We start from the raw sequence: 17,803 nt of genomic DNA on the forward strand, positions 1-17,803 counted from the left end.
TAACTCACAGCCACAGCCACAGCTAAACTGTGCTGTTGTTGTTATCAATAATTAAACATGTATTTATAAAGGTTATGGGGGGGAATATTCATTTTTATAGTGTTTATAAAAATATAAGTAATGACGTTTTAAACTATTCATTATCCAGTTTTTATCTCTATTAAGCACAATTAATATTTTGGTTGATTTTAAAGCAACGCCTTTGTTTATTTAATATACAGCGCGAAACACTCAAACTCACTTTTACATTTTTATTCTAAAAAAGTGAATTAAAATTCATGTTTTTATTTCCATCACTAAAACACCCTGATACTATTAGCGCTCATTTATAAACACATTTTATTGAACTAGGATCACTTTTTATGTTTAAACCAAGCCTGTTAACCTTGGCTGTATCAAGCGCACTGAGCGGTGTATTATTTAGCAGTAATGCAGTGGCTCAAGAGCAAGTTATTGAAAAGAACAAATCGCTTGAAGTTATTGAGGTTACAGCAACGCGCCGAAGTGGCTCAATTCAAGCCGCGCCTCTTAACATTACCGCGCTCGATGCTGATGTAATGAAAGATCAAAACATCAGTGAGCTGGCCGATGTAGCACGTTGGGTACCAGGTTTAACAATTACAGATCAAGGTGGCCGTGCCGGTTCACCTATTATAGTGCGTGGATTAAATACAAATTCATCAGGGCCTTCATCAGATGGTGGCACTGTTGCCACTTATATTAATGAAATTCCAGTATCGGTAGATATGCGCCTTGTTGATGTAGAGCGTGTGGAAGTGCTTATTGGGCCACAAGGCACATTATATGGAGCTGGTACATTAGGCGGCGCTATTCGCTATATGCTTAAAGAACCAGAGCTTGATTTCACCTCAGGTGAAGTATTTGGTGATGTTTTTCAAACTCAAGAAAGTGATTCGGTCGGGGGTGAAGCGGGCTTTATCTTCAATTTACCATTAATTGAAGACAAACTTGCTGTTCGTACCAGCTTAAATATTTATGAAGACCCAGGGTTTATTGACTACGCTTACACCGTTCGTGAACCGGGTGTATCGATTACCGACCCTGATTGGACAAACCTTGATGCAGTCAACAGCAATCTTAAAAATGTAAAAGACGCCAACGGTGAAACAACCACAACTGGCCGTATTTCATTGCGTTACAAAGCAAATGAGTCATTCGAAGGTACATTAAACTACTTCTATCAAAAGCAAGATACTGAGGGTCGTTCCATTGTTCATCACAACAGCCTTAATGCTAACAATGGCTTAAATGATCGCATTGGCAAATACGAGTCAGCGTACCGTTATGAAGAGCCACGGATAAAAGAAGACCAATTACTAAGCCTTGAACTTAAAGCCGACTTAGGTTTTGCTGAGCTAGTATCAGCTACCGGTATTTCACACTTTGACGCCGATGGGCAACGCGACCAAACTGATCTTTTAATTCGCTTAGACTATGGCTACGAAGAGTTTCCTTCGTTTTCAGCCTTTACTCGTGAAATTGACGAAAAAGACACGTTTACCCAAGAACTGCGTTTAGTCTCACAAAGCGATAGCGATTTAAGCTGGATTGTTGGTGGTTTTTACAACAAAACTGACACCGATGCATCAAGCAGAGAGTACACACCAGGGTTTGATCAATTCGCGGTTGATAATTTCGATGGCGCACAACTTAGACCAGACTCTTTAGAGTATTTAGAAATTACTGGCAGCAAAGTCACTGAATCAGCGCTTTTTGGTGAAGTGGGTTACCAAGTAACCGATAAACTCGACATTACCATTGGCGCGCGTTTTTACGAATACGATGTTGAGTCAAAAGCGGCTTTTGACTTCCCATTAGCAAATACCTTGTATGAAGGTGCTGCACCTGATGCAATCTCAATTAATTTTGAAGAAAACAAAGCGGGTGACAACGGTAATCTATTTAAATTTAATGCTAAGTATCAGTTTACTGATACTGTAATGGGATACGCCACTGTTAGCGAAGGCTTTAGAATTGGCGGCTCAAATGGCCTAGTGCCTTGTCCTGTGCCCTTACCTGAGGATCAACAAACAGGCTGCGGTACACCTGATGAAATGCTGTATGAAGCAGATACCACAACTAACTATGAACTAGGCTTTAAAAGTACCTGGATGAGAAGCCAACTACACTTTAACGCCGCGCTATTCAATGTTGATTGGGATAACGCACAAATTGCAGGGGCAACCACCGTTGGCCAATTACCGTACCTGTCAAATGCAGGTAGCGCTAATGCTAAAGGGATTGAGGTTGCCACACGTGCAATCTTATCAGACTCGTTTACTGCCTATGCAACTTATGCCTATACAAAAGCAGAACTAACCTCAGACGCTCCGTATTTATTTAATGCCGATGGCACTGATGGCGCAAAAGATGGCGACCGTTTACCAGGCTCGCCAGAGCATCAGTTTTCCATGGGGATTAATTATCAAACAGACGTGTTAAATGATAAAACCTTAGATATTAACTACGGTTTAACTGCACAAAGTGATGTAATTTCAAAAGTAGGCCTACGTGATAATGGTGAAGCACTCCCAGGTTATAGCTTAAGTAATCTTTCAGCTAAATTAACCGCCGATGCATGGTCGACTACTTTATATGTAGATAACCTATTTAATAAATATGCGGTTACCTCTGTTCGTCGCTCAGATGCGGATATTACAACAGCGAATGGCGCAGACATACAACGTAACTATGGTTACTATATTAATCGCCCGCTTACTGTTGGCATTAAATTTAACTATAAGTTTGAAATATAACTAAGCGACAAGTTTGAAATATAATTAAACGATAAGTTTAAGTACAATAAAAAGGCTCAAATTAATTTTGAGCCTTTTTATTTGTAAGTACATTATTTATAAGAGTATTCATGCAGCCAAACTTAAAGCAACTACACCAAAGCGCTATAAACAACTTAAACCAAGGCAACATTCAGCAAGCGCATAAAGCACTGGTTGAGCTAGTGACACAGCAGCCTGACTTTGCTGATGGCTACTTTTTACTCGCCATGGTTAATTTACAGGTTGGCCAAATTTATAAAGCAATAAAGCTAATTGAAAAAGCATTAAGCTTTACTAAGTCTATTGAATATACAGCGCAACTTGCCAAGTGTTACGCCCTTACTGGCGATTTACAAAAAGCGAAAAGCACCGCACTCAGCGTTAAGCTTGAACATATTAGTAAAGCACTTGATGCCGATACATTAGGCGTCGCAATAACCCAAGCGGGTTTACATCAGCATGCTGCTGACTATTTTAAATACGCGTTAAGTTTGGCTGAAGCGAGTAATACTCGTCAGCCGCAGTTTTATTATAACTATGGGGTATGTGCTAAATTTTTAGGCCAGTTTGAAAAGGCGCAGCACGCGTTTGAAAATGCCATTGCACTGAATCCGCTTCATCATCAAAGTCATTTTGCTTTAGCTGATTTAACTAAAGTCACTGAGCAAAACAACCACATAGCGCGATTAAAAAACGTATTTACACAGGTCAATCATCCCGACGCTAAACTGCATATAGGTCATGCGCTCGCAAAAGAATATCAAGACCTAGGCGACTTTTCAGCAGCCTTTAATGCATTACAACAAGGTAAAAAAGCAAAACACGCTAATAAGGCGTTTGATAATCAAGCGTCTGAGGCTTTATTTTCACATATAAAACAGCTCAGTGATAAGTACAAAAACCAAAAAACAGCTGGCAACCAAAGCAGTGAGCCAATTTTTGTATTAGGCATGCCGCGCTCTGGCACCACCTTAGTTGAGCGCATTTTATCAAGCCACAGCGACGTACAATCAGCGGGCGAGCTGCAAGACTTTGGCCTAAGTGTAAAAAAACTTAGCCAAACACCCACGCCTCAAGTACTCGACACAGATACCTTAAGCCAAGCTTACCAGCTTGATTTTGCAAAACTTGGCAGTACTTACCTTGAGGCGACCCGTGTAGTTACCGGTAGCCATAAACACTTTATTGATAAATTACCGTTTAACTTTTTTTATATTGATTTAATTACCAAAGCCCTGCCAAACGCCAAAATAATTTGCCTACTTCGCGACCCCATGGACACCTGTATTGGTAACTATCGTCAGCTATTTACTATTAATAACCCCTACTACGCGTACTCCTTAGACTTACTCGACACCGCTAAATTTTACAGCCGCTTTTATAAACTGATGCAGCACTTCAGCGCCCTGCACAGCAATATTAAACTAGTAAAATACGAAGAGCTCATCGCCGCACCGGAGCAAAAAATAAAAGAATTGGTGAGCTATTGCGACTTAGACTGGCAACCACAGTGCCTTGATTTTCATTTAAACACCGCACCGGTATCAACCGCTAGCAAAATGCAAGTGCGCCAACCGCTTAACAATAAAGCCATAGGCCGCTGGAAAAAGTTTAAACCCCATACAGATGAAGCGCAGGCTTATTTAGTTAATCAAGGAGTTTTAGGTTTAATTAAATAACAACAACTGTTATGTGGTCGGATAGTTCAGTTTGATAAACTTTAAAGTTACCGGATGGATATAAGTTTTTAGGCTGAATGTATTTGAGGTTTTTTCTCTGTTAACTAACCCTCTTCCACTTAAGGAAAAACCCAACGCTACCATAAAAAACTAACAAAAAGTAATACACCAATTACTGCAGCAGCTATAAATAAGTATTTACAAAGCGTTGCATTGTGTTTAAGAGATTCTTGATGTTTAGCCTTAAGCATAAGTAATTGTGCTTCGTTTAAATCAGAACAATGCGTACATTTATCCAAGAATTCAGAATAATACAGTTCACACCTATCACATCGTTTTTGTTTAGGTTGCTTAGATCTCCATGATATGCTCATATCTAGAGACATTATAACCTCCACTCAAGAGTACCAGCGTACTCAACCTTAACCAGCCTACCATTTAATAACGCAGGCTTAAATAGCCATAGTTTTAAAGCCCGTAAACCTTCCTTTTCAAATACACCTTTTGGGGCAGATTCAATTACTTCAACTCTTTCTAACGCTCCAACTTCATTCACTATTGCTTTGAATTTTAAGTAGCCCTCTACGCTATTTTTAGCTGCATCTTCAGGATATTTTGGTTCAATCTTCACAACCCATTTAGCAGGTGGATCTGTTTGCGCATTGATATACACAATACTTGAATTTGCCGCTTCATTAGTACTATTACAACCAACCAGTAAAAGGACTAAAAATATAGTTATGTACTTCAAAGACTACCCCTAAAAATATAGCTAAATAAAATGTACAACTAGTGGCTAAGTTTACTAAGGTGTGCAGCATCACGAAACAAGACCAACTATTATGCATTCAATAATTTATGGCCTTGTTATATGTACTATTGCATTAACAAATCAGATAAAAACTTTATACTATTTATTTCAACTTTACCGTCAGATGACTGCAAACCTAATTGAATATGAGCTAATCCTGTATCAAAGGTTACGGGTACCTGATAAACAGCATATGTCACACTTGAGCTACCAACTGGAGATAACGTTTTCCAATTTTGCAACTCTGCTTTACCGACTGATTGAAATACACCTAATTTAGCAACCTTTTTTACGTACAACTCCCATTGCTCTGAAGTTGCACTAGTGTAACCTTGTTCAGACATTAGCTCTTTAAAAGGAGTTACTTCCCACGTTGCTAACTTAGGGATTGCCTTTACAATAAAAGGCTCAAAGACGGCCTCTTTATCAACAGTATTTATGGATGCAACAACTCCAATACCAATGAAAAATATAACAACACTTAAAATTCCAAAACCTAGATATTTGAAGAATTTCTTCACCATAACTCCTTGTACATACAACCGCTTTATCAGTTAACACTTTCCACATTCCAGCGTGAAAATGCCATTATTTTATTAACATATATTAATAACAAATAGTGTAAGTTATTACCAGCTATAAATTTTATGCTTAATGTAGGTTATTTCGCTATGTAAAAAAGGGAGGGTTTCTTTTTATTCTTACTAAGTTAAAAACGACTCACCTGAATGATCGTTCATCGCTCTTTGCCGAAGTATGCCTGTGTGCTATGAGAGGACATTGAGCACCATAGTCACTTGTTAGCATTAAAACTCTGATACTTATTCCGTGCGATAAAGAACCATACAGAAAAGCAGCCTGCGCATAAGTACCCGAAAAAAATCAAAAATGTAGCACTATTGATTTTTATACCTGTTGATACCGAGGCAACTAATAAGAGATTAGCTGTAAGCCCTGAGAATAGAATACCAACAAGTACATCATTAACGGGTTTTAAGTTTGACGCTGCTATAGAAACACCCAAAAAAGCAATTAAAAACCAATAATGGTTTTCATAAAATTCACCCTGAGATATCAGAATAAAGATCGCCACAACGGTATAAATTAAAAAATTAAGTAGCGATGTTATTTTCAATAGACTATCCAAGTTGACTCCTTAATGCTAGCGCCGCCAGCACGCGCGGCTTTGTTGTGTAGGCGAAGCCGCAACGGAAAAGCCGTCGCCGTGACTGGCATTGTTATGCATTTTCCATGAACCAATATTCAAAACGCTCTTCATTAAAATCACACATGTGGGTGACGAAAGCTTGCTCTAAAGTAACACACATATTAAAAGTAAGATGCAGTACTGCAATACTAGCCAAATCTATGATCATGGTAGGTTCTTGCTTTTTGTAGTTTTTGAGAAAAGCGTGAACGGTAGCCCACAGAGTGAATATATCAAGGTGCTTGCTTTTTAGCTTGCCGGCTTCAGGGTCTCCCTTTTCGAGTTCAGCCAAACGAACCAAATCATCAACAACCTCCTGTGTAAACATAGATTCAATTTTTACAGCATATTTTTCTACCATATCAAAGCTAATATCTCGAGATATAACTCTTTGCTCGTGCTTATGCATATTTTTTTGTAGCTGAAACTGCTTAACCAGCACAACCAGTGTAAGAATTGAAAGAATTGGAGTATAAAACCCTCCGATTGCGCTTCCCATTTCAGCCCATTCTTGATTGGATTCCCATAAACCAAAGCCAAACTGATATGAGTACGCAACGATTGGTAGAGCCAAGACAATCCCAATTATTGGTATGTAAAATTTTTCTTTCATAAATTTAGAACTTTTATTTATTTGAGTACAGGGGTGCATAACGCTTTGCTAAGCGGAAAATAATGGTTGGCTATAATCGCCAAGCGAAGGCCAACTGTTATTTTTCCGTTTAAGCAACTTGTTATGTTTTAATCCATTTGACCATAATTGGACTGATTGATCCGAAGGTCATTTTCTTTAGGTTCTGCGCCATTCTCAATAATATCAATTTTAATGACAAATTTTGGCAAACCAAACTTATCTAAAAAACCAGTAGCAACCTTCTTCGATGTTTCATCAAACTCTAAATCCAAACCGTTGAAGTAACGATTCGAAAGTTGAAGTGATAATGGGGTACCATGTCGATAAAGTAATGTGTCTTTGTAACCAGTAGCTAAAGCTAAATTCAGTGGTACACAAACCGCTCTTGTGACCGCAGATAGTGGAGTGTTGTAGCCACGACGATAATGGTAATGCCTTAACTCGTCCTGATATAAGTTACCCGATAGGAAGTTTGTGATGTCTTCATAATCATAAAGTAAGTATTGTGAGCGAGGTGCGTTCTTCAATATTTTTCTCGCTTGCGGAATTTTCATCGCGCCAAATGATGTTTTTCGCCAATCACGTTTTTTTGCTTCTAAAAATGCAGCTCCATGAAGATCAGTTCTATCCTTATAGGTAATGTTTACAACAAGGGCTATATCTCCAAAATTATTTTCAAAAGTCCCTTTTAACTTGTAAGTTTGCCAATCTACTTTACTTTTTTTATCTTTACCGACCAGTTTTATGCCATTTAGATCCTGCCTTAGGTCACTAAGCAAGTTTAGGGTAATAAAATCCTCATCCCATTCGTGCCCTGTTAGCCCACTAATAGAATTCCTAATAGTATTTTCTATTTGCCCCGTAAGTTCCTCTAAATCAGATTCCATCCGATATCTCCATTTAAAACATAACATTTAAGTATTTATGCGACACGCTGTTTGTGTTGCATAATCGCTTGTTGGACTGAGGCGCTACCTGCTCGGTGTGTCAGAGTTGGTGTTGTTTATGCTATGGGAATTTGCTTTTTAGAGGCTCTAGCTAAATCAGCTAATTTAATAAGCTTACCTATTATAATTTAAGCTTTCCCTGCATTGCTCAGCGTTTATTATCTATTCATTAAACCGAATGTTTAACCGTTAAGCAAGGATATTTTTCGCTCGCATAGTCGCTATTAGCCTGAGCAATTAAGCAGGTTAACTCATTGATTTTATGCAGCAAGCAAAGCTGCTAACTCGTTCGCGTTATTTTATTTGTCACCACAGTTAAATTATTCATCATACCTGTAAATGGCAAGATACCAATTAACAGTGAGGCTATGGATAAATCAAAGTTGATGTAATGCGTGACCGCTTTCGACTGTCCGCTTATCGCTCTTACTTACCTTCTAGGTTTTGATCTAATAGTTAAAACTATATAAAACTCAGCACGTATAAAGATTATTGCTCATCGGCGTCGCGAATGCGTTCTTTACGTTCTTGCTCTTCATCAAAGGCGGCTTGAATTTCGTCAAGTACTGAATCTACATCTGCAACTTCGCTGTCGTCTTCAAATTCGCCACTGAGTTTTGAGTGCGGGGTTAAGTTAGCATCTGCAAACAGTGCCCACATTTCTTTGGCATATTGCGTATGTAATAACGCCGGTGCAAATTGGCCATAATAGCGGCGCATGTTATTTACATCACGGGCAAACATCGCCTCGGCGCTATTATTAGCAGAGGCGTTAACCGCTTGGGGTAAATCAATAATTACTGGGCCGTTGCTATCAACAAGTACATTAAACTCCGATAAATCACCGTGAATAATCCCAGCGCACAGCATTAATTTGATGTAATGCATCATTAATGTATGTTGCTCAATGGCTTGTTGCTCGGTTAAATCAACTGCACCAAGCTGTGGTGCAACATCGCCTTCATCATCACTTACAAGTTCCATTAACAAAACACCGTCAATGCAGCCGTAAGTTTGCGGTACCCGAACACCCGCTGAAGATAAACGCGACAGCGCGTCAACCTCGGCATTTTGCCAAATTTCTTCTTCTAATTGACGGCCATAGCTTGAACGCTTACCCATAGCACGGGCTTGTCGGCCACTGCGTACTTTGCGGCCCTCTTGATACTGGGCGGCTTTTTTAAAACTGCGCTTACTGGCATCTTTGTATACTTTAGCGCAGCGAATTTCATCGCCACAGGCCACCACAAATACATCGGCCTCTTTACCGCTCATTAACCGGCTGATCACTTCATCAATAAAACCATCATCAACTAATGGCTGTAAGCGTTTAGGTATTTTCAAACGACACCTACTAAAAATACAGGGTTGGCTTTTTGTTTTGCTATGTGGTTCAAACGAGGCATACCTTTGGGGATTGAAGAAAGTTATAAATTATTAGTAAACTTTAAAGTTACATTTAATGACTAAATTACGCAGCTAGAATAAGCGACTACAGCTAAAAAGCCAACCGCCTTTTTTGTTTTTTAAATATTATTGAACAAGAACCGAGATAAAACCAAAAAACGAGTACGGTTTAGCGTACTCGTTTACTTTGTATTATTAAAAAGTGTTTAGAACTGCCACACTAAAGACGCCCAATAGCGACGGCCATCTTCAACATAGCCATACTCTTGCTCTGTGATCTCTTTATCAAGCAAGTTGTAAATTCCAGCACCAATTTTAACGCTGTCACTTAGCTGATAATTAGCGCCTAAATTGGCAATGGTATAATCAGGAGCAATTAAACTACTTTGTGAAGGCCCTGTGGTAGGCTGGCTTTCTTCTCCACGATATTGCACACGTAACCATCCGCCTAACTTATCTATTGGACGCCAATTTAAAGACGTTTGTAAACTATGTTTTGGTAGCTGATTAAGTGGGCTCCCTTTATATTGACCGGTTTTTTGCTCTGAATCGGTGTAGGTATAATTAGCACTCAAATCAATTTCAGTTGAAATATCGTAATCTACTGATAGCTCAATACCTTGGGTTATGGCTTCATCCACATTAATGTACGTAGTTGGCATGGAGCCGAACTGATTTGGGCCATCTGAGCACTGCGTTAATGGGCAAGCTATACGGGTTATTTTGTCATCAAATTCATTATAAAAAACGGTTGTAGATATGCTTAAATCGCGTCCAGAATCATAGTAAACACCCATTTCATAGTTAACTGATTGCTCAGGCTTTAAGTCAGGGTTACCATAAATATTACCGCCACGACTCACTTGTCCCCATTGGGCGGTAGATTGGCGAATATTTGGCGCACGGAAACCGGTTGATATGCCGCCTTTAATAGTGATCGCTTTAGATGCGCTATAAACACCATACAAACGTGGGCTCCAGTGACCTGCAAAATTGCCATCATGATCGTAACGTAGGCCTGCGGTGAGCTTAAAGTCATCAGTTGCTGCCCATTCGTTTTCACCAAAAACAGACCATTGCTCGTTTTCTACATGGGTTAAGTCGCTAATTTTATTGCTTGTATAATCATCCAATGACTCTTTTAAATAGGTCGCACCAAACGTAGAGTTATGATTGCTATAAAGCGGTAAACTCCATGTCGTTTGAATGTCGGTATTTTCGACAAACATTTCACGTGAGTTATTATCAAACTTATCGTATTTAATGTAACTACGCGACGAGCCAAAGTCATAAAAACCATTGTGTGACATAGAGTATGTTTGTTGCTCATACTCAGTAGTTGCTGATTCAGGGCAGCCACGTCGACCACAGCTTTCTCCTGGGGCAAGTTCGGCAACTGTTTTACCAAGTGTTTCATCTAATGTTTGTTTTGCCGAGCCAAGTTCAAACATTAATTCGTGACTATCATTAGGTGTTAATGTGAACTTAGCTTTTAAATTACTTTGTTCTTTGCCTCGAAATCCTGCTGTAAAATCATCCTCATTTCGCTTTGAAAACTGCCCATACAATTGCACGCCCAATAGATCTGGAATAATGCCACCAGAAGTGAAAAAGCTGGCTTGGTTTATATCACCTGACTGACTTTGCTCTTGAATGGTACTGTCTAAACGCAGTTCTCCATACCACTGCTCTGGCGCTTTACGGGTAATAATATTGATCACACCACCAATTGCATCAGAGCCATACAATGAAGACATCGGCCCTCGTATTACTTCAATACGCTCAATCGCAGAAATTGGCGGCGTCCAGGCACCTTCTACGCCCGGGCCATCACTATTTGGTCGTGTTTCTCTTGAACTTTGGCGTTGCCCATCAATTAAAATAAGCGTGTATTGGCTTGCCATACCACGCAAGCTAATATCTTTTCTGTCACCTCCGCCAGTCACTATTACACCCGGAATATCAGCCATTGCGTCGGTTAAGTCACGATAAAAGCGTTTTTCTAGCTGCGCTCTGTCGATAACACTAATACTTGCAGGTGCCTCTTTGAGCATTTGTTCGTAACCAGAAGCAGTGACAACCATTACTTCCATATCTTGTTTTTTTTCATCAGCAAAAGCAGGGTTAGCAATTGCAAAAGTACTTAAAATAAATGCAGTTACCGGCCTTAACTTACAACTTACCGTGTTCATGATATTTCTCCGTGACATTTAGCATGTAAATGATAATAATTAGCGTTTGCGATAATAGTGAGAAGTTCCCTTTCTCACAACGTTATTTTTATTAAAGCTAATTTAAGTAAGGCTTAACGGTATGAGTGATAAGTTAACTAAAACCCTGAATATATTTGTTCGCACCGTGCAAACGGGAAGTATGAGTAAAGCTGCCGCTGACCTTTTAATGACAACCTCTGCAATTAGTCAGCAAATAAAACAAATAGAGCAAGATGTAGGTTTGAGTTTATTTAATCGCAGCCCTAGAGAATTAACGCTTACCGAGGCCGGTGAGCTGTATTATCAAAGTTGTTTACAAATGCTTGCCGTTGCAACAGCTACATCAGAACAATTACAGCATTTACAAAATTGCCCGAGTGGGCAATTAAAACTAGCAGCCCCTGTTGGTTTTGGTGGTGGGTTATTAAGCGAGCCTGTAAAGCATTTAATTAGCCAATTTAGTGATATAGATGTGCACTTAACGCTTTCTGACGAGCCGATTGATATGATCAGAACAGGTATAGATTTAGTGCTGGCGATTGGCCCTCTCGAAGACTCAAACTTAATTGCACGCCAGCTCGCTAGTTGGCCTTTAATACTGTGTGTTCATAAAAATCATGCACTAGCACAGCAACCAAAAATCACACTGGATGACCTAAAAGCGTATAACCGCATTGCGCATATAGCTGTTGATCCGACGCTTACGCACCTTACTCGCGGCGTAAGTACAACACTACCAAAAGCGCGTATTACCATTAATAATATGCAAACTGTGATTCAATTTGTTCTCGACGAGTTAGGCTATGCTATTTTGCCTGAGCCTGAAGTACGCAATTTCTTAGCTACAGGAGAACTTTTAGAAATATGCACTGATTGGCAACTTCCCCATTACGATGTATTTGCTCTAACGCCTGCACGCGACACGTTAGCAGCAAAAACAAAAGCTGCAATTAAAGCACTTAACGCATCATTTTCAGCTATTTAAATAACCTAAGTTCAGGTTAAGGCTTGTTTATAGTTAACTAATTGCAAGCCAAACTCCTACTAGCACCATTAAACTCCCCGCAATTCGGTTCATCCACTTGATGTTATTGCCTTTAGTTAAAAATAACCGCAGGCTTTTACCACCTGTTGCGTAAATCATCATACAGATAAACTCTGAAAGTAAAATAATGGCCACCAACACCGCTAACTGTGGCGCAACACTGTATTGCACGTTAATAAAAGGAGGTAATAAGGAAATCATAAACGCCCATCCCTTTGGATTAGCAATAGCGGTTACAAACCCCTGTGAAAATAATGAATATCGGCTCACGGCTGTTGTGCTATGCGTATCAACCGACATTTTTCCTTTCGCACGCCACATATTAATGCCAATGTAGATTAAATAAGCGCCACCTAGCCATTTTAAAATATCAAATGCACTGGGGTAATTAAGCATAACACTGGCTACACCAAGCACCGCGGCTACCGCAACTGTTGCTACACCGAGTAGTTCACCTATCATCATCCATAATGTTCGGCGAACGCCAATACTCATGCCTAAGGTCATGGCCAGTGTCATACACATACCGGGTGTAATTGATACAAAAAAGAAGGTAGGAATAAATACCGCAAGTGCAGCTACATCAATCATTTAAAGCTCGCAATAGATTAAAAAATAGTGTTAATTATGAATGAAAGGGTAAAGGAAAAAAGCCAAAGGTGAAAGATAAAACAACTATCAGTAAGGTAGAAATAACGGCTTCGAGGATCGGTTTAAGAGCACCGAGCTTAGCCTGAGGTTCTAAGCCCGATACTCGAAGCTCGAAGCCTATAACTCGGCGCAAAGTGCCGTGAGATTGAGAGGAGATATTCTTAATCTCACGGCATAATACACTATTGAATGGGTTGTTCGTCCATATCAACTGGTTCAACATTATCCTTTAACAAGTACTTATCAAGCCATTGCTCTTGCTCCCACAGTACATGTAATAAGCTTTTACGGGCACGGTAGCCATGAGCTTCGTAAGGAAGCATCACTAAACGCGCTTCTTTACCCAAGCCTTTAAGCGCTGCGTACATACGCTCACTTTGCATTGGAAAAGTGCCCGAATTAGGGTCCTCTTGACCGTGGATCATTAACATTGGTTCGTTAATTTTTTCAGCATGGAAAAACGGCGACATGTTTGCGTACACACTTTGTGCTTGCCAAAAATCACGTTCTTCACCCTGAAAACCAAACGGCGTCAATGTGCGGTTATACGCACCACTGCGGGCAATACCTGCCTTAAATAAATCGCTATGTGCTAATAAATTAGCCACCATAAACGCACCGTAAGAGTGCCCTGCAATAGCAATGTTATCTTTATCGGCAATGCCCTTTTCAACCAGTACATCAACCGCTGCTTTAGCGCTAGAAACCAGCTGTTTTCTAAAGTGATCATTTGGCTCACTACCATCAACGCCTACAATCGGCATTTTAGGATCGTCAAACACCGCAATCCCTTTCGCAAGGTAAGGCATAGGGCCCCAATAACCTATGTAGGTAAATTCGTATTCAGATTCACGCACTTGTGATGCAACTGCTTTATCTTTATATTCAAGTGGATATGCCCACATCAATACCGGTAATGGCCCTTGTGTTTTGTCATACCCCGGTGGTAAATAAAGCGTACCTGAAAGCTCAACACCGTCATCACGGGTATAACGTAACTGCTCTTTGGTTACGCCTTTAAATGCAGGGTAAGGATGCTCAAACTGAGTAAGCTGTGTTAGCGAGCCTTTATCTAAATCGCGAATAAAAAAGTTTGGCTGCTGCGTTTTAGACTCACGAATAGTAATAAATTTTGTGCCTTCATCGTCTAACAATGCACGCACACGCTCGTAATAAGGCGCTGCTGATTGCCATAAACGTTTGGTGCTATTCGTTTTAACATCGTACTGATCTAAAAAAGGAATGTTTCCCTGCTCAGACGCGCCATCGCCACGTAAGTAGATGTAACGTCCGCCAACAACTTTTATTACGCTAACACCTAAATCGTTACGCTCGTAAATTGCACTGCCTGGATCTTTATAGGCATCGTTATAACTGCGCTCTGAAAATAACACGCGGTTACTATCGGCATTACGTGGTTGAATTACATAAGTGCGCACTTGTCGGTCACTAAAACGCCAATCACTTAGCATAGCAATATTATCATTACCCCATTGTATGCCAGCAAAACGACGCTCTACTTTGGCAAATAATTTAGGGTCGCGTTTAAATGGCGCTCGTAAACTGTAAAGGTAGTCATGATATTCAACCTCAGTTTTCATATCACCGCCATCTTGCGCCTCGGCCCATATGACTTCAGCACCTTGATCGGCTCGCCACTCAAAATTACGACGACCGGTGCGTACACTGTCGTAGCCTTGTGGAATGTTGTCGGCAAGGGGTTGCTTTGCCAGCTCTACTAATGCATAGCCACGCATTCCCCATATTTGCCATGTAGTTGCAAAACGACTGTAAGGGACTTGATACGAAAATGGCTCGTCGATGGTTGCGACTAAAATATTGGTTGAATCAGGCGAAATTGAAAACGATTTAAATAAACCGGCACGGCCAATCGGCTGTGCTTTACCATCAAGCGTGATATACGCTAATTGACCTTGACCATAAAATTTAAATTGTGCTTCATCAAACGGGCTGGTCAATAAGTTTTGATAAGTCCTTGCTGGGGCTTTTTCGCCAGTGCTTTGTTGAATAACCGGCACTGTACTTTGAGTATCATTGGTTAATCTTGGTTTGTCTAAGTTTACTGCTAAATTAGCCACAATCGCCGTGCTATCGGGTAACCACTGATAAGGCGTAGCGGTTAATACTGAATTAAGTGCAAGCTCACTTAACTGCTTAGCTTGTTTGGTTTTAACGCTATAAACCCATAGCCGTGCGTTATCCGGTTGTTCAACAATAAACGCTAAATGTTCGCTATTTGCTGACCAACGCGGCGAGCGAATAATCCCCTGAGGCAAATTATTAACGTTTATTACTGTTCCACTTTGAACATGCTTAAGCTCTAACGCGCTGTACTTTGCACTTACCCGTGAGCGTGAAAAGTTAGCAGGATTAAGCTTAATTCCCGCAAGCTTAAATTCTTCTTTGGCCAGCTCATCAAGCGACACAACACGCTTGCGTTCAAACAGAGCAAGCCACTGACCATCATTCGATAAAGAGCTAGTTGGTGCTAACTTAGCATCGACTAATGCCGCAAGCGCCGGTGAAGGGGTTTGATATCCTTGCTCTGCATAACTTGCAGGCAATAAAACAATGCAGCCTACCAAGGCAATAAATAGCCTAAAAGCATTCATGTTTTCATCCTTTTTTATTGTTAAATATTACCCGCTATATAAACACGTTTTACCTTGTTCATAAAGTGTTAAGCAAGGATAAAATCAGCTAAATGATGCTTAAGTAAGGCGAATAAGTTAAACTACGCGACTATTTACTTATCGTTACTGTGTTGTCGTTATGTACTACGACTAAACAAAACGCAGCGTATTTACACTGCTGAAAAAGCACGCAAATAAACTAGGGTCTATTGGCCTTTGCGGATTATAATTTGTTCAAACTAGGGGCGGTTTAATCGCGGCGCGAAGTTTGTAACCTAGTGGGCTAAGTAAAAACCGAGCAACAAAGAGTAAATCGCCCCTAGGCAGAACCCTTCGGGCAGCGCCTGTTTGGTATTGATGCTGCGTTATCGCCTATTTGTGGGGAACAACCACACCACATAGGCTCTGCCTTGCCTAAATACCAAACAGACTGCTGCAAATTTAACCTTGAAAGGTCAACAGACCCTAATAATAAGAGATCTAGCCAATGAAAAAAGTGCTGGTAATTGGCTATGTATGGCCAGAGCCCAATTCGTCTGCTGCGGGTACGCACATGATGTCGTTACTTAATGCGTTTAAATCGCAAAACTGGGATGTTGAATTTGCTACGCCTGCACAACCTACAGAGCACATGGTAAATCTGAACGATTACGGCATCACCAGTCAAAGCATCGCACTTAACTGCGATAGTTTTGATGATTACGTTAAAGCCTACAACCCAGATATTGTTATGTTCGACCGTTTTATGATGGAAGAACAATTTGGCTGGCGCGTAGATAAGCATTGCCCAAATGCACTTAAAATTTTAGACACCGAAGATTTACAATGCCTGCGCAATGCCCGCCATGAAGCCCATAAAGGTGAGCGTGAATTCAACCATAGCGATTTACTATCAGACATAGCTAAACGTGAAATAGCCGCTATTTTACGCTGTGACTTAAGCTTAATTATCTCAAGCTATGAGATGGAACTACTCAATGAAGTGTTTAAAGTTGAGCCTAGTGTGTTACATCATTTACCATTTATGGTTGATTTAAGCGCCTTACCTGAGCAAACTAAATCGTATGATCAGCGCCAACACTTTATGACTATTGGTAATTTTAGGCATGCCCCTAACTGGGATGCAGTACTGTATTTACAAAAAATTTGGCCGCTCATCCGCAAAAAACTACCACAGGCAGAGCTGCACATTTATGGCTCATACCCACCACCTAAAGCCACCGCACTCAATAACCCTAAAACCGGTTTTTTAATTAAAGGCTGGGCAGATGATGCTTATGAAGTAATGCAAAGCGCGCGCATTTGTTTAGCCCCGCTTCGTTTTGGTGCTGGCATAAAAGGCAAACTTTTAGAGGCCATGATCATGCAAACCCCAAGCGTCACCACGCCAATAGGTAGCGAAGGTATGCATAGCCATTTACCATGGCCTGGGGCTATCACTCAAAATGCAGAAGAATTTGCAAACGCTGCTGTCTCAATTTATACCAATCAGGCTGAGTTTATAGCTGCACAAAAAGCTGGTAATGAGTTACTTAATACACTTTATGATAAAGCGCAGTTGAGCGACAGTTTAATCGAAAAAATTCAATTAGTAAGCCAAAATTTATCGGCGCATAGAATGAAAAATTTCACCGGTCAAATGCTAAAACATCACACCATGCGCAGCACACAATACATGTCGCAATGGATAGCAGAAAAAAATAAAAAATAACGGTGAGAAATGACTAGACAGACGGCGATTTGTGTTTAAAATCGCC

The 17,803-nt window shown here is 40.3% G+C and carries 13 protein-coding genes; 4 read left to right on the forward strand and 9 right to left on the reverse strand.

Annotation, left to right across the window (positions count from 1 at the left end; genetic code table 11):
• Window positions 1–362: 362 nt before the first annotated feature.
• Window positions 363–2,777 carry a TonB-dependent receptor gene (locus ABZP26_RS17815; RefSeq protein WP_368485838.1) on the forward strand — a complete coding sequence of 805 codons (2,415 nt, stop codon included), beginning with the start codon at window positions 363–365 and terminating at the stop codon, window positions 2,775–2,777.
• A 110-nt stretch (window positions 2,778–2,887) separates the two neighbouring features.
• Window positions 2,888–4,477, forward strand: a complete 1,590-nt coding sequence (locus tag ABZP26_RS17820; protein ID WP_368485839.1) for a sulfotransferase — start codon at window positions 2,888–2,890, stop codon at window positions 4,475–4,477.
• A gap of 385 nt (window positions 4,478–4,862) precedes the next feature.
• On the opposite strand, the gene ABZP26_RS17825 is transcribed toward ABZP26_RS17820, so the two are convergent.
• The 7 genes from ABZP26_RS17825 to ABZP26_RS17855 form a co-directional block, all read right to left on the reverse strand.
• Window positions 4,863–5,228 carry an energy transducer TonB gene (locus tag ABZP26_RS17825; protein ID WP_368485840.1) on the reverse strand — a complete coding sequence of 122 codons (366 nt, stop codon included), beginning with the start codon at window positions 5,226–5,228 and terminating at the stop codon, window positions 4,863–4,865.
• A gap of 125 nt (window positions 5,229–5,353) precedes the next feature.
• Window positions 5,354–5,812, reverse strand: a complete 459-nt coding sequence (locus ABZP26_RS17830) for a hypothetical protein (protein WP_232311364.1) — start codon at window positions 5,810–5,812, stop codon at window positions 5,354–5,356.
• Between the two features lie 269 nt (window positions 5,813–6,081).
• Entirely contained in the window at window positions 6,082–6,435 is a 354-nt protein-coding gene (locus ABZP26_RS17835; RefSeq protein WP_010389245.1) for a hypothetical protein, read from the reverse strand.
• Window positions 6,436–6,526: 91 nt separating this feature from the next.
• Complete coding sequence (locus tag ABZP26_RS17840; RefSeq protein ID WP_368485841.1) at window positions 6,527–7,108, reverse strand: hypothetical protein; 582 nt, start codon at window positions 7,106–7,108, stop codon at window positions 6,527–6,529.
• 128 nt (window positions 7,109–7,236) lie between these two features.
• Window positions 7,237–8,016, reverse strand: a complete 780-nt coding sequence (locus ABZP26_RS17845; protein WP_368485842.1) for a hypothetical protein — start codon at window positions 8,014–8,016, stop codon at window positions 7,237–7,239.
• Window positions 8,017–8,565: 549 nt separating this feature from the next.
• On the reverse strand, window positions 8,566–9,420 hold the full coding sequence (locus tag ABZP26_RS17850) for a PA4780 family RIO1-like protein kinase (RefSeq protein ID WP_368485843.1): 855 nt from the start codon (window positions 9,418–9,420) through the stop codon (window positions 8,566–8,568).
• Window positions 9,421–9,689: 269 nt separating this feature from the next.
• Entirely contained in the window at window positions 9,690–11,675 is a 1,986-nt protein-coding gene (locus ABZP26_RS17855; RefSeq protein ID WP_368485844.1) for a ligand-gated channel protein, read from the reverse strand.
• Window positions 11,676–11,796: 121 nt separating this feature from the next.
• On the opposite strand from ABZP26_RS17855, the gene ABZP26_RS17860 reads away from it, so the two are divergent.
• Window positions 11,797–12,681, forward strand: coding sequence for a LysR family transcriptional regulator (locus ABZP26_RS17860; protein ID WP_368485845.1), 885 nt, complete (start codon window positions 11,797–11,799; stop codon window positions 12,679–12,681).
• Window positions 12,682–12,714: 33 nt separating this feature from the next.
• Here ABZP26_RS17860 and ABZP26_RS17865 read toward each other — a convergent pair whose 3' ends face one another.
• Window positions 12,715–13,332 (reverse strand): LysE family translocator, encoded by a 618-nt coding sequence (locus ABZP26_RS17865; protein WP_368485846.1) that lies wholly within the window; start codon window positions 13,330–13,332, stop codon window positions 12,715–12,717.
• Between the two features lie 242 nt (window positions 13,333–13,574).
• Complete coding sequence (locus tag ABZP26_RS17870) at window positions 13,575–16,025, reverse strand: prolyl oligopeptidase family serine peptidase (RefSeq protein WP_368485847.1); 2,451 nt, start codon at window positions 16,023–16,025, stop codon at window positions 13,575–13,577.
• A gap of 508 nt (window positions 16,026–16,533) precedes the next feature.
• Between ABZP26_RS17870 and ABZP26_RS17875 the strand changes: the two genes are divergently transcribed.
• Window positions 16,534–17,757 (forward strand): glycosyltransferase, encoded by a 1,224-nt coding sequence (locus tag ABZP26_RS17875; protein WP_368485848.1) that lies wholly within the window; start codon window positions 16,534–16,536, stop codon window positions 17,755–17,757.
• Window positions 17,758–17,803: the final 46 nt, after the last annotated feature.

The organism is Pseudoalteromonas sp. SD03, assembly GCF_040937955.1.
Taxonomy (GTDB): Bacteria; Pseudomonadota; Gammaproteobacteria; order Enterobacterales; family Alteromonadaceae; genus Pseudoalteromonas; species Pseudoalteromonas tetraodonis.

What these genes read in the sequence shown, in the direction of transcription:
- ABZP26_RS17860 (WP_368485845.1), top strand. Translation starts at nt 11,797, where the DNA reads ATGAGTGATAAGTTAACTAAAACCCTGAATATATTTGTTCGCACCGTG.
- ABZP26_RS17875 (WP_368485848.1), top strand. Translation starts at nt 16,534, where the DNA reads ATGAAAAAAGTGCTGGTAATTGGCTATGTATGGCCAGAGCCCAATTCG.
- ABZP26_RS17845 (WP_368485842.1), bottom strand. Translation starts at nt 8,016, where the DNA reads ATGGAATCTGATTTAGAGGAACTTACGGGGCAAATAGAAAATACTATT.
- ABZP26_RS17870 (WP_368485847.1), bottom strand. Translation starts at nt 16,025, where the DNA reads ATGAATGCTTTTAGGCTATTTATTGCCTTGGTAGGCTGCATTGTTTTA.
- ABZP26_RS17840 (WP_368485841.1), bottom strand. Translation starts at nt 7,108, where the DNA reads ATGAAAGAAAAATTTTACATACCAATAATTGGGATTGTCTTGGCTCTA.
- ABZP26_RS17820 (WP_368485839.1), top strand. Translation starts at nt 2,888, where the DNA reads ATGCAGCCAAACTTAAAGCAACTACACCAAAGCGCTATAAACAACTTA.
- ABZP26_RS17855 (WP_368485844.1), bottom strand. Translation starts at nt 11,675, where the DNA reads ATGAACACGGTAAGTTGTAAGTTAAGGCCGGTAACTGCATTTATTTTA.
- ABZP26_RS17830 (WP_232311364.1), bottom strand. Translation starts at nt 5,812, where the DNA reads ATGGTGAAGAAATTCTTCAAATATCTAGGTTTTGGAATTTTAAGTGTT.
- ABZP26_RS17865 (WP_368485846.1), bottom strand. Translation starts at nt 13,332, where the DNA reads ATGATTGATGTAGCTGCACTTGCGGTATTTATTCCTACCTTCTTTTTT.
- ABZP26_RS17815 (WP_368485838.1), top strand. Translation starts at nt 363, where the DNA reads ATGTTTAAACCAAGCCTGTTAACCTTGGCTGTATCAAGCGCACTGAGC.